The sequence below is a fragment of the Micromonospora sp. KC606 genome (genome assembly GCF_004348675.1).
Lineage (GTDB): Bacteria > Actinomycetota > Actinomycetes > Mycobacteriales > Micromonosporaceae > Micromonospora.
In genome coordinates this window covers 1-16,562 of record NZ_SMKN01000037.1, presented here as the reverse complement: position 1 = coordinate 16,562, position 16,562 = coordinate 1, and the positions used below count along the sequence as shown (strand labels likewise).

19 protein-coding genes, 1 tRNA gene and 1 other RNA gene are annotated in these 16,562 nt (G+C 69.4%); 5 read left to right on the top strand and 16 right to left on the bottom strand.

Annotation, left to right across the window (positions count from 1 at the left end; genetic code table 11):
- Positions 1-72: 72 nt before the first annotated feature.
- Positions 73-954 carry a radical SAM protein gene (locus E1193_RS11175; protein ID WP_132182873.1) on the bottom strand — a complete coding sequence of 294 codons (882 nt, stop codon included), beginning with the start codon at positions 952-954 and terminating at the stop codon, positions 73-75.
- A 285-nt stretch (positions 955-1,239) separates the two neighbouring features.
- Here E1193_RS11175 and E1193_RS11170 point away from each other — a divergent pair, with 285 nt between their 5' ends.
- Genes E1193_RS11170 through E1193_RS11160 form a run of 3 tightly spaced genes read left to right on the top strand, consistent with a single transcriptional unit; the run spans position 1,240 to position 2,761 of the window.
- Positions 1,240-1,500, top strand: coding sequence for a hypothetical protein (locus E1193_RS11170; RefSeq protein ID WP_132182871.1), 261 nt, complete (start codon positions 1,240-1,242; stop codon positions 1,498-1,500).
- A gap of 49 nt (positions 1,501-1,549) precedes the next feature.
- Entirely contained in the window at positions 1,550-2,332 is a 783-nt protein-coding gene (locus tag E1193_RS11165) for an MBL fold metallo-hydrolase (protein ID WP_132182869.1), read from the top strand.
- Between the two features lie 36 nt (positions 2,333-2,368).
- A complete protein-coding gene (locus E1193_RS11160) occupies positions 2,369-2,761 on the top strand; it encodes a nuclear transport factor 2 family protein (protein WP_132182867.1) in 393 nt (130 codons plus the stop codon).
- A gap of 197 nt (positions 2,762-2,958) precedes the next feature.
- Here the strand turns inward: E1193_RS11160 and E1193_RS11155 are convergent, their stop codons facing one another.
- Entirely contained in the window at positions 2,959-3,429 is a 471-nt protein-coding gene (locus E1193_RS11155) for a MarR family transcriptional regulator (protein ID WP_207922659.1), read from the bottom strand.
- Between the two features lie 418 nt (positions 3,430-3,847).
- Between E1193_RS11155 and E1193_RS11150 the strand changes: the two genes are divergently transcribed.
- Entirely contained in the window at positions 3,848-4,630 is a 783-nt protein-coding gene (locus E1193_RS11150) for a matrixin family metalloprotease (RefSeq protein WP_132182863.1), read from the top strand.
- Positions 4,631-4,831: 201 nt separating this feature from the next.
- Here the strand turns inward: E1193_RS11150 and E1193_RS11145 are convergent, their stop codons facing one another.
- From E1193_RS11145 to E1193_RS11130, 4 genes are all read right to left on the bottom strand, one after another.
- Positions 4,832-5,794: a DUF5954 family protein gene (locus E1193_RS11145; RefSeq protein WP_243707503.1), complete on the bottom strand. Its 963-nt coding sequence runs from the start codon at positions 5,792-5,794 to the stop codon at positions 4,832-4,834.
- 311 nt (positions 5,795-6,105) lie between these two features.
- Positions 6,106-6,411, bottom strand: coding sequence for an Arm DNA-binding domain-containing protein (locus tag E1193_RS33070; protein ID WP_243707501.1), 306 nt, complete (start codon positions 6,409-6,411; stop codon positions 6,106-6,108).
- Between the two features lie 95 nt (positions 6,412-6,506).
- Positions 6,507-6,579: transfer RNA gene (locus E1193_RS11135), tRNA-Ala, on the bottom strand.
- 86 nt (positions 6,580-6,665) lie between these two features.
- On the bottom strand, positions 6,666-7,256 hold the full coding sequence (locus E1193_RS11130) for a YqgE/AlgH family protein (RefSeq protein WP_132182859.1): 591 nt from the start codon (positions 7,254-7,256) through the stop codon (positions 6,666-6,668).
- Positions 7,257-7,406: 150 nt separating this feature from the next.
- Here E1193_RS11130 and E1193_RS11125 point away from each other — a divergent pair, with 150 nt between their 5' ends.
- Positions 7,407-8,210 carry an S-methyl-5'-thioadenosine phosphorylase gene (locus E1193_RS11125; protein WP_132182857.1) on the top strand — a complete coding sequence of 268 codons (804 nt, stop codon included), beginning with the start codon at positions 7,407-7,409 and terminating at the stop codon, positions 8,208-8,210.
- A 33-nt stretch (positions 8,211-8,243) separates the two neighbouring features.
- Here the strand turns inward: E1193_RS11125 and E1193_RS11120 are convergent, their stop codons facing one another.
- From E1193_RS11120 to E1193_RS32455, 10 genes are all read right to left on the bottom strand, one after another.
- Positions 8,244-9,176, bottom strand: coding sequence for a hypothetical protein (locus E1193_RS11120; protein ID WP_132182855.1), 933 nt, complete (start codon positions 9,174-9,176; stop codon positions 8,244-8,246).
- Between the two features lie 43 nt (positions 9,177-9,219).
- The gene (locus tag E1193_RS33730) at positions 9,220-9,342 is read right to left on the bottom strand and encodes a hypothetical protein (RefSeq protein ID WP_279433321.1); all 123 of its coding nucleotides are present in this window, start codon (positions 9,340-9,342) and stop codon (positions 9,220-9,222) included.
- 415 nt (positions 9,343-9,757) lie between these two features.
- Positions 9,758-10,133, bottom strand: a transfer-messenger RNA (tmRNA) gene (gene ssrA / locus E1193_RS11110).
- Positions 10,134-10,238: 105 nt separating this feature from the next.
- A complete protein-coding gene (smpB, locus tag E1193_RS11105) occupies positions 10,239-10,718 on the bottom strand; it encodes an SsrA-binding protein SmpB (RefSeq protein WP_132182853.1) in 480 nt (159 codons plus the stop codon).
- A 137-nt stretch (positions 10,719-10,855) separates the two neighbouring features.
- Positions 10,856-11,731 carry a permease-like cell division protein FtsX gene (ftsX, locus tag E1193_RS11100; protein ID WP_132182851.1) on the bottom strand — a complete coding sequence of 292 codons (876 nt, stop codon included), beginning with the start codon at positions 11,729-11,731 and terminating at the stop codon, positions 10,856-10,858.
- A 67-nt stretch (positions 11,732-11,798) separates the two neighbouring features.
- Positions 11,799-12,479, bottom strand: coding sequence for a cell division ATP-binding protein FtsE (gene ftsE, locus E1193_RS11095; RefSeq protein WP_132182849.1), 681 nt, complete (start codon positions 12,477-12,479; stop codon positions 11,799-11,801).
- Positions 12,480-12,597: 118 nt separating this feature from the next.
- Positions 12,598-13,719 (bottom strand): peptide chain release factor 2, encoded by a 1,122-nt coding sequence (gene prfB, locus E1193_RS11090; RefSeq protein WP_132182847.1) that lies wholly within the window; start codon positions 13,717-13,719, stop codon positions 12,598-12,600.
- A gap of 99 nt (positions 13,720-13,818) precedes the next feature.
- A complete protein-coding gene (locus tag E1193_RS11085; RefSeq protein WP_132182845.1) occupies positions 13,819-14,334 on the bottom strand; it encodes a PadR family transcriptional regulator in 516 nt (171 codons plus the stop codon).
- A 251-nt stretch (positions 14,335-14,585) separates the two neighbouring features.
- The gene (pruA, locus tag E1193_RS11080; RefSeq protein ID WP_132182844.1) at positions 14,586-16,214 is read right to left on the bottom strand and encodes an L-glutamate gamma-semialdehyde dehydrogenase; all 1,629 of its coding nucleotides are present in this window, start codon (positions 16,212-16,214) and stop codon (positions 14,586-14,588) included.
- Between the two features lie 142 nt (positions 16,215-16,356).
- On the bottom strand, positions 16,357-16,562 hold a 206-nt coding region (locus tag E1193_RS32455), incomplete at its 5' end, for a hypothetical protein (protein ID WP_207922658.1).

Here is a 16,562-nt window from a genome sequence, read left to right as displayed (position 1 = left end):
CTTCCCGCGATGCTCGGCATGGTCACGGGCCAGGAAGGCGGCGCCCGAAGGCGCCAGCACCAGACCGGGCAGTTACGCCGGGGATGCGAGCCTGTGCCGTAGGGCCTCGTTGTCGTCGTGGTGGACGACCTCGTCGAAGCGCAGCCGCAGCCCGTGCCTGGTCAGCAGGTCGGCGACGATCGCGTCGAGTTGTTCGCGGTGTTCCTTGGTGCGGGCCTGCAGGTATGCCTCGCGGACATCGTCGGGTTCGTCGGTGAGGACCTGGTCCATGCGTTCGCGGATGTACCGCTTGAGGTTGATGTGCTCCATGAACACCTCGCTCACCCCGGCCTCGACGAGCCGCCCGAGGAGGTCGTCCAGGAGTTCGGGCTGGGTGGCGAAGTGTGGCAGGAGCGGGCCGACGAAGGCGTAGGTGGGGATGCCGGCGTCCCTGAGTTCGGCGAGGGTGCGCAGGCGGCGGGAGGCGAGTGGGGCCCGTACCTCCAGCCAGCGACTGACCTTGTCTTCGGTGGTGGTCACGGTCATGCCGACCTCGGCGCGGGGCAGGCTGGTGAGCAGGTCGATGTCGCGGGTGACGACAGGTGACTTGGTGAGGATGCGGACCAGGCCCGGGTACTCAATGGTCTTCAGCTCGCGCAGGATGCCCCGGGTCAGGCGGTATTTCGTCTCGTGGCCCTGGTAGGGGTCGGTGACCGAGCTGAGCAGCATCGTGCCCCGGCGCTTGTCCTCCGGCATCTTCGCGAGCTCTTTGCGGGCCAGCGCCACCGCGTTCGTCTTGACGTACAGGTAGTCGCCCCACTCCGTGACGGATCGGCCGAGCTGCCGCCCGGCGAAGCTGGCGAAGCAGTAGGCGCAGCCCAGCACGCAGCCGGTGTAGGGGTTGATCACGTAGTCGTTGGACGGAGTCTTCGACTTCTGGATGAGGGTCTTCGCCTCGATCTCGACCAGTTCCATGGCCGACCACCTTCCTGCTGGTTCAACCGTTCGCCCTGAGTGCGGCCGGTCTCCTGTGCTGTCCATGGGCGGCCGGCTGGACGCCACCGAAACCCAATCCATGGAACAATAATCCCTGGAAGTTGATTCCACGGAAAGTAAGTGGTTTGCTGGGCACCGGCCGATCAGCGCTTGGGCCACCTGCTCGGCTTGCCGGGCCGACGCCGAAGGTTGCTGTCACCCAAAGAGTTCAGTGCGCCTCATCGAGTCACCACGTTCCCGGTCGCGGGGCAAGGAGTGGATGTCATGACCGTTCCCGCCTTCAACTCGGTCGCCTGGTGCGAGTTCGGCACCGGCCAGCCGGAGAAGGTCAAGGAGTTCTACGGCCAGATCTTCGACTGGAAGTACGTCCTCGTCCAGGAGGTCGCCGCGACCGTCAAGCGCGGCCAGGGGCTCGGCGCCGAGGTCCTCACGGAACCGGTTTCCGACTCTGCGGGCTTCACCTTCGCCCGGCTGCGGGACACCGCCGGCAACCACATCGGCGCCTTCTCCGTACCCGATGCCTGACCGGTTCCGCAGGGCCGCGTCCCCACTGTTCCCCACCTGGAGGTTCCCGATGTCCGGCGCCAGCGCCACCAGCGAAGAGATCCCCGTCCGTGTCTACGGCGGCCCGACCACCCTGATCGAGTACGGCGGGCTCAGGTTCGTCACCGACCCCACCTTCGATCCGCCCGGCGAGTACCCGATGCCCCTCCCGGGCGACCACAAGCTCGTCAAGACCGACCCCGCGCCCGTCACCGCTGCCGACCTGGGCCGCGTCGACGCCGTCCTGCTCTCCCACGACGAGCACGACGACAACCTGGACAACGCCGGCCGCGACTTCCTGCCCGAGGTTCCGGTCGTGTTCACCACTGTCGGCGGCGCCGATCGTCTGGGCGGGAACGCTCGCGGGCTGGCCGTCTGGCAGACCGCCGAGCTCTGGCGGCCCGACGGCGGCACCGTGACCGTCACGGGCGTACCCGCCCGGCATGGCCCCGTCGGCTGTGAACCGGTCAGCGGCGACGTCGTCGGCTTCATGCTCACCGCCGACGACCTGCCCTCGGTCTACGTCAGCGGCGACAACGCCGCCCTGGAGCACGTCAAGGAGATCGCCGAGAAGTTCGCTCCCGTCGACACCGCGGTCCTCTTCCTCGGCGGCGCCCGCATGCCCTTCGCCTTCGACAACGCCCTGCTCACCCTCGACAGCGCCCAGGGTGCCGAGGCCGCGAAGATGCTCGGCGCCCGCCGGGTCGTCCCCGCCCACTTCGACAGCTGGGCCCACTTCAAGGAAGGCCGAAACGAGATCGAGGCCGCGTTCACCGAAGCCGGCCTCGCCGACCGCCTCGACTTCGCCCGATAACTACCACCCCGCACAAGAACCCAAGGAGCAAGTGACATGGCCAGCACAAACATCGACATCGCCCGCACCTACTTCGAGGCCGTGCAGACGGGAGACATGGCCACCCTCGGCGAACTCCTCGACGAGGCGATCGTCTGGCACCAGCCCGGCGCCAACCAGTTCTCCGGCGAGCACAAGGGCCGCGACGCCGTCTTCGAGATGCTCGGCAGCATGATGGAGACCAGCCGGGGCACCTTCGCCATCGACAAGGTCCACACACTCATGGCCAACGGCGACCTGGTCGCCGCGACCATCCACTTCACCGGCCGCCTCGACGACGCGTCGATGAGCATGGACGGCGTCGACGTCCTGCGCGTCAACAACGGCAAGATCACCGAGATGTGGCTGTTCTCCGCCGACCCGGCCACCGAAGACGCCTTCTGGGGCTAGAACCTGCGGTGCCCGAGGCCGACTCGGGCCTCGGGCACCACGAGTCGATCCGTACGCACACAAAAGGCGCCCGAATGCGGAAGATGACCGAGCAGGAGTGGCGAACCGGCCCCCGTACGCGTTCGTCCTGCGCGCCGGGACGGGCGAGCGCAGCGTCTCGGCCCGTCAGCCCACGGGCACTGCGGGGCCGTCGCGGCTCACGACGCAGGCCGGCCAGACGGCTTCGGCGCACGCATGCCCGGCACCGGCGTTTGCCCCGCGGCCTTCCGCTCCGCGTCCAGGGCCCTTCCTGCCGCCCGCAGCGTGCCGAGAACCACCGTTACCTCGCGCACGGCCTGCTCGGAAATCACCGACCCGATCCGCAGTTCCAGCTCGTCCTCGAAAACCTTCAGCGCCCCGTTCACCAACTTCCGCCCCTCAGCCGTCAACTCGACGACCGAGGAACGGCGGTCATTCGGATTGGCCCGCCGCTCACACAGACCCGCCGCCTCCAGACGGTCGACCACCTTGCTCGTACCGCCCACCGTGATCGAGAACTCCTCCGCGATGTCCTGGATCCGTGGCCCAGGCCGACGCAACAGCAGGTGCAGCACCTCGAACGAGGTCAGCGGCAGGTCGAATTCGGCCCGCAACCGCCCCTCGATGCCATTCCACAGCTCGATCTCCAACGAGACCAGCTCCCGGTACAGCTGCTTCAGGTCAACCATCACTCATCTTCCGAAGAACCATCTTCCATGGATGATTAATGTTAGGTCACCGGCACCGGACTCTCAGCGAACGCAGAGTCCCGGTGCGGGCCCGCGCCCACGGCGAGTTCAGCGACGACGCCCACCCCGGCTGAACACCGCACTCACCGAATTCGGCGACGGCCGCAACCGGGCCACCGCACCACGCAGCACCCGCCTGGCCAGCGCACCTGACACCTGGCCCGAAGGCCGCACTGCCGCTCGCATCGCCCTCGATGCCGCCCCGGCTGCGCGCGTGCGAGGTTGCCTGTCATGCCGATGTTCACAAACCCTCGACACCGACCACTGTGGACTGTCACGATCGCCCACGTCCTTGATCAACAAATCGGATGAGGTAACCGTGAACACTCCCAGACGGCGGCTGCTCCCATTGGGCCTGGCCGCCCTGACTGCCCTGGCCATGGCTCTCGGCGCCGCCACGCCGGCAAGCGCCGACGACGGCGCCGGAGAAGCGCACGCGGACGTCCTGTCGATCACAGAGAACGCCGACGGCACCATCGTCGAGAGGCTCTTCCGGCCGGCGCCTGGCGTCACGCCGGCCGAACTGGCCCAACTGCTGACCGAAAGCGGCGTACCCAACGTCGTGATCCGGGAGGACGACGACATCACCGCACAGGCCGCCGCGTGCAAACAGGGCAGCGCGCGCACCTGGGCCAGCTCGGCTACCTGCTTCGTGAAGTGGGCCAAGAAGGGTAACCCCCGGCCGGTCATCCACTTCCTCGACCGCTCCAGCGCCAAGTGGCCGGTCGGCCGCGCGGTCACCGAGTGGAACAAGACCTCCGGCATCGACTCCATCTACCGCGCGCCGAGCGCCGGCTGCGCCAGCAGCGCTCACTGCGTGGAGGTGGTCAGCGCCAACTATGGCGCGAGCGGCTGGATGGGCGAGACCGTGCGCCACCTCAACGCCGCCCGGACCTACCACACCCACGTCTCGGTCTACCTCAACGATCACTACCACAACAACGAGACCGTCCGGTGGGAGACGTCCTGCCACGAGCTCGGCCATGTGCTGGGACTGGGCCACAACACGTCGAAGTCGAGCTGCCTGTACGCGTACGGCGCATCCGACGTCAGCAAGTACCCGAACAGCGACGACCGGGCGCTGATCACACGCTTCTACTGATCCCGCCCAAGCCGTAGCGCACAGGGGCACGCCAGCGCGTACTGAGCGGACACCGCGTCGAAACCGTCTCGGCGACCCACACACGGACAATCACGGCCTCGGCCACCGCGACCTGCTCGCGGTGGCCGGCGCTGTCATCGTGCCGTGACTCCTGCGTACGCGGGCAGCCGCAGGGTGAACCTCTTCGGCTGAAGACACGGCCTAGTCCAGAGACTGGCGGTCGGCCGCCGGTGGCTGGTCCGGGTCGGGGTCCGATGGGCGAGGCCCCTCAGGGCCGTCGACAGACATGCGGAGCAGCGTCTCGATACGGGTGACCCGGAACCGCCGTCCGAGCACGGTGAGGTCGTCGACGGGGTTGCCGTCGAGCTCGTCGGCGGCCTGGTGGTAGAGGGCCGCCTGCTCGTCGGTGAGCCGGAGCAGGCGAGGCTCGATGTGCCGGAGACCGAACGCGATCTCGTCGCGGGCCAGCTGCGGTGTGGCCACCGCACGGCTGTAGGGCCGCCACGACCCGCCGACGCTCTCCGCAGCGGCGTAACGGGCCGGCAGGACGACCCCGACCGGGTGAGAGGTGACAGCGGCGACGCTGTCGGCAAACACATCGGCCGGCACCTGCGCGCGGGGGTAGTGCGCGGTCATCAGCTCCACCCGCAACACCGCCTCACCCATGCCGGTCGCCGCGTCCGGATCGACGAGAATGTCCTCGTCAAGGAAGCTGTCATGGTCGTCGGCATCGCGGGGATCACGGTCGGTCGGCCGGGGCGGCTCGGGTCCGTCCGGGCCGAAACGCGCGAACGTGTCCACCCGCACGATCCGGTGCGCCCGCCCGGCCACCACCACCTCGTCGAGCTTCTCCCGGTCCAGGGCGTCTACCACGGCGGTCAGCTCTCCGGCCAGCCGAGGATCGTCGGTGTCATCCAGCCGCATTCGAAGCCTATGTGCGAGAGTGTCCCGCGCCGCCTGCGGCGTGTCGGCCACCACGGCACGCACCTGCCACCGGCTCGCGCCGGCGTGCACGGCGTGGCCGAACAGTGGGGCGCCGATACGGATCGTCGGGTAGGCCGCCGCCCGACGCGCCGCGTCGTCCTCGGTGACCGCACCGACCGGGTCGTCACGCCGCTGCACCCGCACTACCACCGCCGGCGTCCGCATCTCACTGTCACCCATGTCGCCCATTCTGTGACAGTGGCGAATCCTCTACGAGGACGGCGCGCCCGCGCGGCGACAACTCCCCTTCGCCCCCGCTACGGACTGGCGCGGCGACCGGCGGCGGTGTCGCCCTGCAGAGGTTTCCATCGTCTTGGAATGAGCATGCCCCAGTCGCCGCTGCATGGCAGGACGGGGGACACCATGATCAGCGCCCACCGTCGCAGAGGAGTGGCGGCCGTCAGACGACACCTAGGCTGGGCCCGAAAGCAATCGACCGCACACCACGACCAGCACCGACGCCGCATACAGCCGGTCGCTGGCGACGTGAGCTAGGACAAGGTGCGGATGATGTACTTCATCACCGCGTTGCGGTAGTCGGCAAGCGTGGTGACGGCGACGTCAGGTTCCCGTTCTTGAAGCCATTCGACCAGCTCAGCAGCGACAGTGCCGTCCTCGGCAAGGTCTACGTTGCCGAACCGAGTGCGCGCCTCGCGCTCAGCGAGCTTCTCAGTCTTGAATCCCCGCCGGCGCATCTGACGCCGCTTGCCGTCGCGCCCTCTGGGGAGGTCAATGGCGAACTCGCACGACTTGCGCTTGGTGCGTAGTTGACCGACATGTTGCACGCCCGTGGTCACAAGTACCGTTCGGAGGTTCAAAAGTCACTGAATCTTTGTGACCACGGGTGACTCAAGAACATCGCCCGTGGTCAATACCACCAGGTCGAACCCGGTGGAGCCGAGGGGACTCGAACCCCTGACCCCCACACTGCCAGTGTGGTGCGCTACCAGCTGCGCCACGGCCCCTTGCTCGTCCCCGGCGTCCCGGGCACGGAGAGAACTATACACACGGCCACCACGAGGGTCATCTCGCGGGGCCCCTCCGGCTGGCCTCAGTTCAGCGCCACGTCAGGCGGAAAGTGGGCGACCGCCGCCAACATCCCGCCCTGCCGGCGCAGCACCATCGGCCACAGGTCGTCGGGCCGGTCCATGAACCCGTCGCCGGGCAGGGCGTCGAAGACGAACCAGGAGCCTTCCTCGATCTCCTGCTCCAGCTGGCCGGCGCCCCAGCCCGAGTAGCCGGCGAAGACCCGGATGCCACCGATGCTGTCCCGCAGCTTCTCCGGATCCGCCGACAGGTCGACCGTGCCGACCGCGCCGGTGATCTGCTGGAAGCCCTTCAGGCGCCGCATCGGGTGCCGCATCCGGGCCAGGCAGATCGCCGAGTCCGGTTGGACCGGACCGCCCTCGAAGAGCACCGCGGGGTGGCGGGCGAGGTCGCTCCAGTCGCCCAGAACGTCGGCCACCGGGACCTCGGTGGCCCGGTTGAGCACCACGCCGAGCGCCCCGCCGGCCTCGTGGGCCACCAGCAGCACCACCGTCCGGTCGAAGTTCGGATCCTTCAGGGCCGGAGTCGCGACCAGCAGCCGCCCGGTCATCGACTCCGTGGCTCGACCGCCGATCGCGCGTCCCTCCTCCTGCATCTCGGACATCGTCAGCCGCGCGCCGGGTCGGGTAACGGGGCGTCGCCGAGGGTCCGTGCTGTCACCGCCATGCCTGGCACCATAGCTTGCGCCCGGGGCGGTGGCTAAGGTCTGAGCGGCGGATGATCGAGCGGCGACAGGGGAGGATCATTGAGTCCCACGGCGGACATCGCGGTGATCGGCGGTTCGGGCCTGTACGCGTTGCTCGACGGCGCAACCGCGCACGAGGTTCGGACGCCGTACGGGCCTGCTTCGGACCCGGTCACCATCGCCGAGGTGGGCGGTCGCCGGGTCGCGTTTTTGCCCCGGCACGGCCGGGACCACCGGCACCCCCCGCACCTGATCCCGTACCGGGCCAACCTGTGGGCGCTGCGTTCCCTCGGGGTGCGTCAGGTGCTCGCGCCGTGCGCGGTGGGCGGGCTCCGGCCCGAGTTGGGGCCGGGCACCTTCGTGGTGCCGGACCAGCTGATCGACCGCACCGCCGGGCGCACCCAGACCTACTACGACCGGGGCGCGGTGCACGTCTCGTTCGCCGACCCGTACTGCCCGGTCGGGCGGCATACGCTGCTCGCGGCGGCGGCCGGGCGGGACGTGGCGGCAGTGGACGGTGGAACGGTGGTGGTGGTCGAGGGGCCGCGCTTCTCCACCCGCGCCGAGTCCCGCTGGTACGCCTCGATGGGTGGCACGGTGGTCAACATGACCGGCCACCCGGAGGCGGTGCTCGCCCGCGAGCTGGCTCTCTGCTACACCTCCATCGCGCTCGTCACCGATCTGGACGCGGGCGTGACGGCCGGCGAGTCGGTCACGCAGGCGGAGGTGTTCCGGGTGTTCGCGGAGAACACCGACCGGCTGCGCGGGGTGCTGCTGGACGCGGTGGCGGCGCTGCCAACCGAGCGGGACTGCCCGTGCGAGCATGCCCTGGACGGCATCGACCTGCCGTTTTCCCTGCCCTGAGCCGACCGCGCCGCACCCGGATCCGGTGCCGGCTCAGCGGGGCTGCACGGTGAGCACCCGCCCGGTGAGCACGTCGAGCACCGCCCGGGTGCCCAGCGGCGCGGCGAGGGTGACGGTGACCGGTTCCAGCTTGAGTTGCTCGGTGCACACTCCGGTGGAGCGGACCACCCCGCCCCCGATCACCACCACGTCGTCGTGCTCCTGCACCAGCGGGGTGATCCCGGTGTCGCACGCGCCGACACCGATCAGGTAGGTCACCGTCGCGCCGTCGACGTCGCGCAGCTGATTGGCGGCCACCACCTCGTCGGGGCCGGGCCGGGCGGGCGCGGTGGGCTCCGGCGGGGCGGTGACCGCCTGCGGCGCGACCGCGACCCGGGCCACCGGCGCGGTCAGCTCCGCCACGGTGAACAGCCAGGCCGGCACCTCGGCCATGCCCCGGCTGGTGCGTACGGACACGGTGCCGAGCGTGACGGCGGTGACGGTCAACGGAATGCAGGCCATGGCGGCGGAGGCGGAGACCGAGCCGTCCGGGCCCGGCTCGACCGTCGGGACGGGCGCCTTTGGACGGCCCTCGCACGGCGGCGGGTCGCCCTGGTCGAGCTGCCGGTACGCCTCGGCGGCGCTGACCAACGGCACGGTCAAGGTGCCGTCGGGGAAGCGGATGGTGCCGGCGGCCGGCCGGGCCGGCGGTATCTCGATCTGGTCCCGGTACCAGCCTGCGGCGAGGGCCATCTCGAGGTCGGGGGTGAGGTCGGGGTCGCCGACGAGCACGGTCGGGTCCTGCAGCGGGACGTACCCGCTGGTCCAGCCTGGGCCCGGGTGCCACGCCTCGGCGACCTCCACGGCCCGCTGGTGGAACGCCTCCCACCGGTGGTCGTCCCTGTCGCCGGACGGGGCGGAGTCGACCGGCGCACAGGCGGCCACGGCCAGCAGGGGGAGCCCGAGCAGGGCGACGAATCGACGCATGCCGTATTGGACGGTGGCGGGAGCCGGTCGGTTCCGCCCCTGCTCAGGTCTCCCCGCCGAGGTCGGCCTGGTACGCCTCCCAGTGCAGGCCCGCGCCGCGCTGCCGGTGCCGGGCCAGGGCCCGCAGCAGTAGCCCGGTACGCCGGCGCAACTCCCCGGCGCGCACGACGCTGCTCCACGGCCTGCTGGAGGTCGGCGAGCGCCGTGAGGAGCGCCGCGTGCTCCCCGGTCAGCAGTCGTACGCCCCGGTGCAGTCGAGGTGCCTGGTGGAGCAGTTCGGCGTAGAGCCCGCCCGACCCCTCGGTGAGCCGGACGTGTTCGACGAAGTTCTGCCGGACCGGGATGAGGTGACCGGCGGTGACGGCCATGACGGCAACCAGCGCGGCCCGCACCGACGACGCGTTCCCGCCAGCGTGGCAGCTCAGGGCATGTCCAGAGCGCCGTCGCGCCTCATTTGCCTCAGGTGGTCCCGGTTGCCCCTGCGGTTTCGCCAGACGCGCCGCTAACGGGAGGTCGGCGTCGGCGTGCGGCAGAGCGCACAGATGCGCCCCGGTCCGGGAGGACCGGGGCGCATCGTCAGGTGGTGGAGGTGCCGGGAATCGAACCCGGGTCCTTCGCCGCATTGTCAGGGCTTCTCCGAGCGCAGCTCGCTGTGCCTCTACTCGGCCCCTCCGATCACGCGAGCGAGTCGGTGTGGCGGGCCCAGTCGCTGATTGATCTCGCCGCACGGACCCCGCGACCGGGTCCGGTTGGCCAGCCTTCTAGCTGATGCCGGCTAACTGGGTCGAAGGCGCTCCCAGGCCGACAGACTCACTACTCGCCTCAGGCGGCGAGAGCGAAGTCAGCGCGATTGTTCTTGGCGCTTATTGGTTTCCGACGAACGATTCTCGAGACGACGTCGGCTTCCTCGGCTCGCTTCCCCTGCCGCAACGTACGAAGTCGAAACCAGTCACCCCCTCGGCGGGCCGCCGGTGTTGGCGGCTCTGTCAAGACTAACGCCTCCCGCAACCGGATTCATCCCGAGGCCCGGCCTGATCCCGCCAGCCGGACAAACGGGACGAATCAGTCGTCCATCCCCTTGCCGCGCCGGCCCACCGCCCGGGTGATCTCCCGGTCGGCGTCCCGCTTGGCGAGATCCTGACGCTTGTCGTACGCCTTCTTGCCCTTGGCCAGGGCGATCTCCACCTTGGCCCAGCCGTCCGAGAAGTAGACCTGCAACGGCACCATGGTCAGGCCGCCCTCACGGGTCTTGCCGACCAGCCGGTCGATCTCCAGGCGCTTGAGCAGCAGCTTGCGGGTACGCCGAGGCTCATGGTTGGTCCAGGTGCCCTGGGTGTACTCCGGGATGTGCATGCCGTGCAGGAAGAGCTCGCCGTCACGCTCCTGGGCGAAGGCGTCGACCAGGGACGCCCGGCCGGCACGCAGCGACTTCACCTCGGTGCCGGTCAACGCCATGCCCGCCTCGTACGTGTCGAGGATGGCGTAGTCGTGGCGGGCCTTCTTGTTGGAGGCGACCACCTTGCGGCCCTTTTCCCGTGGCATCCGGCGCCACCCCCTTTCGTGTGACCCCCGACCGGACGACCGCCGGCGAGGCGCAGATCATGCTACCCGAACGACAAGGGCCCTCCCGCGCCATTTGTTCCCGGCACGGGAGGGCCCTCGCAGAGCCGGGGCGGCGCCTAGACCCGCAGGTAGAACCGGAGGGTGACCCAGCCGGTGATCGCGCTGAACAGGGCGCCGACGCCGGCCATGATCGGGAACATCAGGAAGATGTCCGACCAGGAGATCGGCGTGATCAGGCCCTCCAGGGCCGACAGCGAGCCGCCCGCGGCGACGTACTTCCCGACCGCCATGAAGGTCAGGGCGAGGATCGAGCCGACCAGACCGGCTACCACGGCCTCCAGCACGAACGGCGCCTGGATGAACCAGTTCGAGGCACCGACCAGCTTCATGACCGCGACCTCACGCCGCTTGCTGTAGGCGGCCACCTGGATGGTGTTGGCGACCAGCAGCAGCGCCGCGGCGGCCATGAACACCGCGATGGCGAGCGCGAAGGTCTGGATCCCCGTGAGGACGCCGAAGACCTTGTCCAGCAGCCGGCTCTGGTCGACGATCTCGTCGACCCCCTCGGTGTCCTTGTACTGGTCGTAGATGTCCCTGTACTGCTCCGGGTTGACCAGCTTGAGCCGGAACGACTCGGGCAACTGGTCCGCCTTGACGGCGTTGACCAGGTCCGGCGCGTCCTGGTACATCTCCTGGAAGCGCTTGTACGCCTCGTCCTTGTTGACGTACGTGACCTCCTTGACCAGGGGGTCGCTCTTCAGCTTGGCGTCGAGGTCGTCCCGCTGCTGGGGGCTGACGTCGGGCTTCAGGAAGATCGAGACCTGGACGTTCTCGTAGTAGAGGTCCTTCATGTCGCCGACCTTCTGGTACAGCAGGCCCGCGCCGCCCAGCATGAACAGCGACACCGCCATCGTGATGATCATCGCGATGGTCATGGTGACGTTGCGCCACAGTCCGACCAGTACCTCGGACAGGACGTACTTCATCCGCATCGGGTGTTCCTCCGGCTCTCCGGCGTGAGGTGTTCGTCAGGTCGTACGGCAGGGATGACGCGTCGGCTCACCCGTAGACGCCGCGAGCCTGGTCACGCACGATGCGTCCGCTCTCGATCTCGATGACGCGGCGGCGCATCTGGTTGACGATGTTGGAGTCGTGGGTGACCATCACGACGGTCGTGCCGGTGCGGTTGATCCGGTCCAGCAGGCGCATGATCTCGATCGAGGTGTCCGGGTCGAGGTTACCGGTCGGCTCGTCCGCGAGCAGGATCAGCGGACGGTTCACGAACGCCCGGGCGACGGCGACCCGCTGCTGCTCGCCACCGGAGAGCTCGTGCGGATACCGGTGCTCCTTGCCACCGAGCCCGACCAGCTCCAGCACCTCGGGCACCACCCGACGGGCGACCGCCTTGGTCTTGCCGATGACCTCGAGGGCGAACGCCACGTTCTCGTAGGCGGTGCGGTTCGGCAGCAGCCGGAAGTCCTGGAAGACGCAGCCGATCGAACGCCGGAAGTGGGGCCGCTTCCAGGAACGCATCGTCGTGACGTCCTTGCCGTTCACGACGACCCGGCCCTTGTTGGGGCTGACCTCGTGCAGCAACATCTTGATGATGGTGGACTTGCCGGAGCCGGAAGGACCGATGAAGAAGACGAACTCGCCCTTCTCGATCGAGACGGACACGTTGTCGAGCGAAGGCCGGGACGCCTTCGGGTACGTCTTCGTCACTTGCTCAAGCTGAATCACGGGTGGTGAGTCTACGCGGTGTAACCGCTGAGCCAAGTCCCACGCCCCGCCGTTGCGAGCCGCGTCATCGATTCCCCCGCTGACCTGGAGATCGACGACGCGTCGCGTCGGCGGACGATCACGCAGTGTCGCCGGCGAGCTGCTGCTGCTTGCGCCAGCGGATACCGGCCTCGATGAAGGAGTCCAGTTCACCGTCGAAGACGGCGGACGGATTGCCGGTCTCCTGCTCGGAGCGGAGATCCTTCACCATCTGATACGGGTGCAGGACGTACGAGCGCATCTGGTCGCCCCACGCGCCGGTTGAGTCGGACTTCAGACCCTGGAGCTTGGCCTGCTCCTCCTGGCGCTTGCGCTCCAGCAGCCGGGCCTGGAGCACCCGCAGCGCGGACGCCTTGTTCTGCAACTGGGACTTCTCGTTCTGGCAGGTGACCACGATGCCGGTCGGGATGTGGGTGATCCGCACGGCCGAGTCCGTGGTGTTCACGCTCTGCCCACCCGGGCCCGAAGAGCGATACACGTCGATCCGCATCTCGTTCTCGGGGATGTCGATGTGGTCGGTCTGCTCCACCACCGGCAGCACCTCGACGCCGGCAAAGCTGGTCTGCCGGCGGCCCTGGTTGTCGAAGGGGCTGATCCGGACCAACCGGTGGGTGCCCGACTCGACACTGAGGGTGCCGTAGGCGTACGGAACCTTGACCGTGAAGGTGGCGGACTTGAGGCCTGCCTCCTCGGCGTACGAGGTCTCGTAGACCTCGGTCGGGTAGCCGTGCCGCTCGGCCCAGCGCAGGTACATCCGCAGCAGCATCTCGGCGAAGTCGGCCGCGTCCACCCCGCCGGCGCCGGCCCGGATGGCCACCAACGCCTCCCGGGAGTCGTACTCACCGGAGAGCAGGGTACGGACCTCCATCTCCTGGATGGCCTTGCGCAACCCGGCGATCTCGGTCTCGACCTCGGCCAGCGCCCCGGAGTCGCTCTCCGCGTCGGCCAGTTCCAGCAGCACGTGCGCGTCGTCGAGGCGGGACCGCAGGCTGCCGAGCTTGCTGATCTCGCCGTTGACGTACGACAGTTGGGAGGTCACCTGCTGCGCGCGCGCCTGGTCGTCCCAGAGGTCCGGCGCGGACGCCTGCTCCTCCAGTCGGGCCTTGTCCGCCCGGAGGCGGTCGAGGTCGAGCACCGACTCGATGTTGCGCAGGGTGGCGTCGAGTTCCTTGAGCTGTTCGGCGTAATCGGCAACGGTCACGACAGACAAGACTACTGCGAGAGCCCGCGGCGGGCCTGCGAGCCCCACGGTCACCGGCGAAAAGTGTCCGGCGCGGGGTGGCTGGCGGCCCGCGGACGGTCAGCCGACCGGAGCGGTCTTGAGCCAGGACAGCGCGGCCTTGTGGTACGCGACGGCGAACTCCAGCGCGCTGGCGTCGTAGGTGTCGCCCTCCTTCTTGGCGTTCTTCACCTGCTCCCGTACGTACGCGAGGGCCTCGGTGTGGTACTCGTTGGCCGTCGCGTACAGGTTCTTCAGTTGGCTGGCCGAGTGCAGGTCACCGAAGGCGACACGGAGGGCGACCGGGTTACGGATGGTGTCCTTGCCCGGATTCTCCGCCAGCCACCGGGAGAACGTCCGTTTCCCGGTCGGGGTGATCGCATACGGTTGGCTCATTCGCGGCCCGGGCTTGCCGAGCCGCACCAGACCCCGCTCGGCCAACACCGGCAACTCCCGGTAGACCTGACTGCGGGTCATCGACCAGTACGGCGCCAGTCGGCGCTCGGCGGCGGCCATCAGTTGGCCGCCTGTCATCGGCCCGTCGTGCAGCAGACCCAGCAGGGCCGCCGCGGTAGGGTTGACTCCGGATTCCGCCATGCCCTCTAAGCTGCCACTTTGCCGTCACCACGTCCAGGATTTCCGTATTTGCCACCCGCAGGATTTCCTATGTGCACTGTCGGCGGACGACAGTGGCAGCAGGAGCATCGATGCCTCGCCGCCGCCGGGCGCGCGGCGGCCCGCTCTCGCCGGGTGACCAAGCGCCCAGCCGCCGGCTCCCGCAGGCGACGCAGCGGCCCGGCCGCCGGCTCCCGCGGGCGACGCAGCGGCCCGGCCGCCGGCGCTGCGGCTCAGCCCATGTGCGGGTACGTGTGATCGGTCGGCGGCACGAACGTCTCCTTGATCGTTCGGGGCGACATCCAGCGGATCAGGTTGTGCCAGGAACCGGCCTTGTCGTTGGTGCCGCTGGCTCGCGCGCCACCGAACGGCTGCTGCCCGACCACCGCGCCGGTCGGCTTGTCGTTGATGTAGAAGTTGCCGGCGGCGTACCGCATCCGCTCGGCCACCGCGTCGACCACCCGGCGGTCGGTGGCGAAGATCGAGCCGGTCAGCGCGTACGGCGCGATCGACTCGGCCTGGGCGACCACCTCGTCGAACCGGGCGTCGTCGAAGACGTGCACGCCGAGGATCGGCCCGAAGTACTCGGTGGTGAACGTCTCGTGCGCGGCGTCGGCGCACTCGAACAGGGTCGGGCGGACGAAGTACCCGACCGAGTCGTCGGCGGTGCCGCCGGCGAGGATCCGGCAGGTGTCGTCGCCGGCGATCAGCTCCAGCGCGGCGGTGTGCCGGGCGAACGCCTTGTCGTCGATGACCGCGCCGCCGAAGTTGGTGAGGTCGGTGACGTCGCCGTAGCTGAGCGCCTCCGCGGTGGCGGCCAGCCGGTCGCGCAGCCCGCCCTCCCAGATCGACCGGGGGACGTACGCCCGGGACGCGGCCGAGCACTTCTGGCCCTGGTACTCGTACGCGCCACGGATCAGTGCGGTGTGCAGGGCGTCGACGTCGGCGCTGGAGTGGGCTACCACGAAGTCCTTGCCGCCGGTTTCGCCGACCAGGCGCGGGTAGCCCCGGTAGGTGGCGATGTTCTCGCCGACGGTCCGCCACAGGTGCTGGAAGACCTTGGTGGAGCCGGTGAAGTGGATGCCGGCCAGGTCCGGGTCGGCGAGCACGACGTCGGAGACCTGCTCGCCCCGCCCGGTGACCATGTTGATCACGCCGGGCGGGAGGCCGGCCGCTTCGAACAGCCGCATGGTGAAGTGCGCGGCGAACTGCTGGGTCGGCGCGGGCTTCCAGACCACGGTGTTGCCGAGCAGGGCCGGCGCCGAGGGCAGGTTGCCGGCGATCGCGGTGAAGTTGAACGGGGTGACCGCGTAGACGAAGCCTTCGAGTGGGCGGTGGTCGAACCGGTTCCACACCCCCGGCGAGGACAACGGCTGCTCCGCCAGCAGCTCGCGGGCGAAGTACACGTTGAACCGGAGGAAGTCGATGAACTCGCAGGCTGAGTCGATCTCCGCCTGCACGGCGGTCTTGGACTGGCCCAGCATGGTGGCGGCGTTGAGGGTGTCCCGCCAGGGGCCGGCGAGCAGCTCGGCGGCGCGCAGGAAGATCGCCGCCCGCTCCGCGAAGGGCAACGCTCGCCAGGCCGGGGCGGCGTCCTTGGCGGCCTTCACCGCGGCACGGGCGTCGTCGTGGGTGGCGTGGCCGGTGACCCCGAGGACGTGCGCGTGCCGGTGCGGCTGAACCACGTCGATCGGCTCGCCGCCGGCCATCCGCTGCTCGCCGGCGATAGTCATCGGCAGCTCGATCCGCTCGGCGGCCAACTGGGCCAGCCGCCGCTGGAGTCGCTCCCGGTCGGCGCTGCCCGGCTCGAAGGGGCGTACCGGCTCGTTGCGCGGCTCGGGTACGGAGAAGACGGCGTCCATCACGGCTCCTGTGGGATCTCGACGGCGACGGCGGAACCGGAACCGCGGGCATCGGCCGGGCGGCCGGACACCGGGCGCCGCGTGGGATACCGGTCGCGGCGGCGGGACCTCCGGCGATTCTTCCACGCCGCCCGCCCGGCGTTCACGCCCTGCCCGCCCGACAACCGTGGATCGCCAGGCGCAGCCGCAGGTTCAGCCAATGATCCGTATCCCAACTCCGCAACCCACCGAAGGAAAGAAGACCGCCACTGCCCTGAACGATCATGATCGACACGGTCTGCGGCACATCGCGGTGACAGCTCGCCGGAACACCCCCGCCCGCCGCAAGCCGCGAGCCCACCGTCGGCC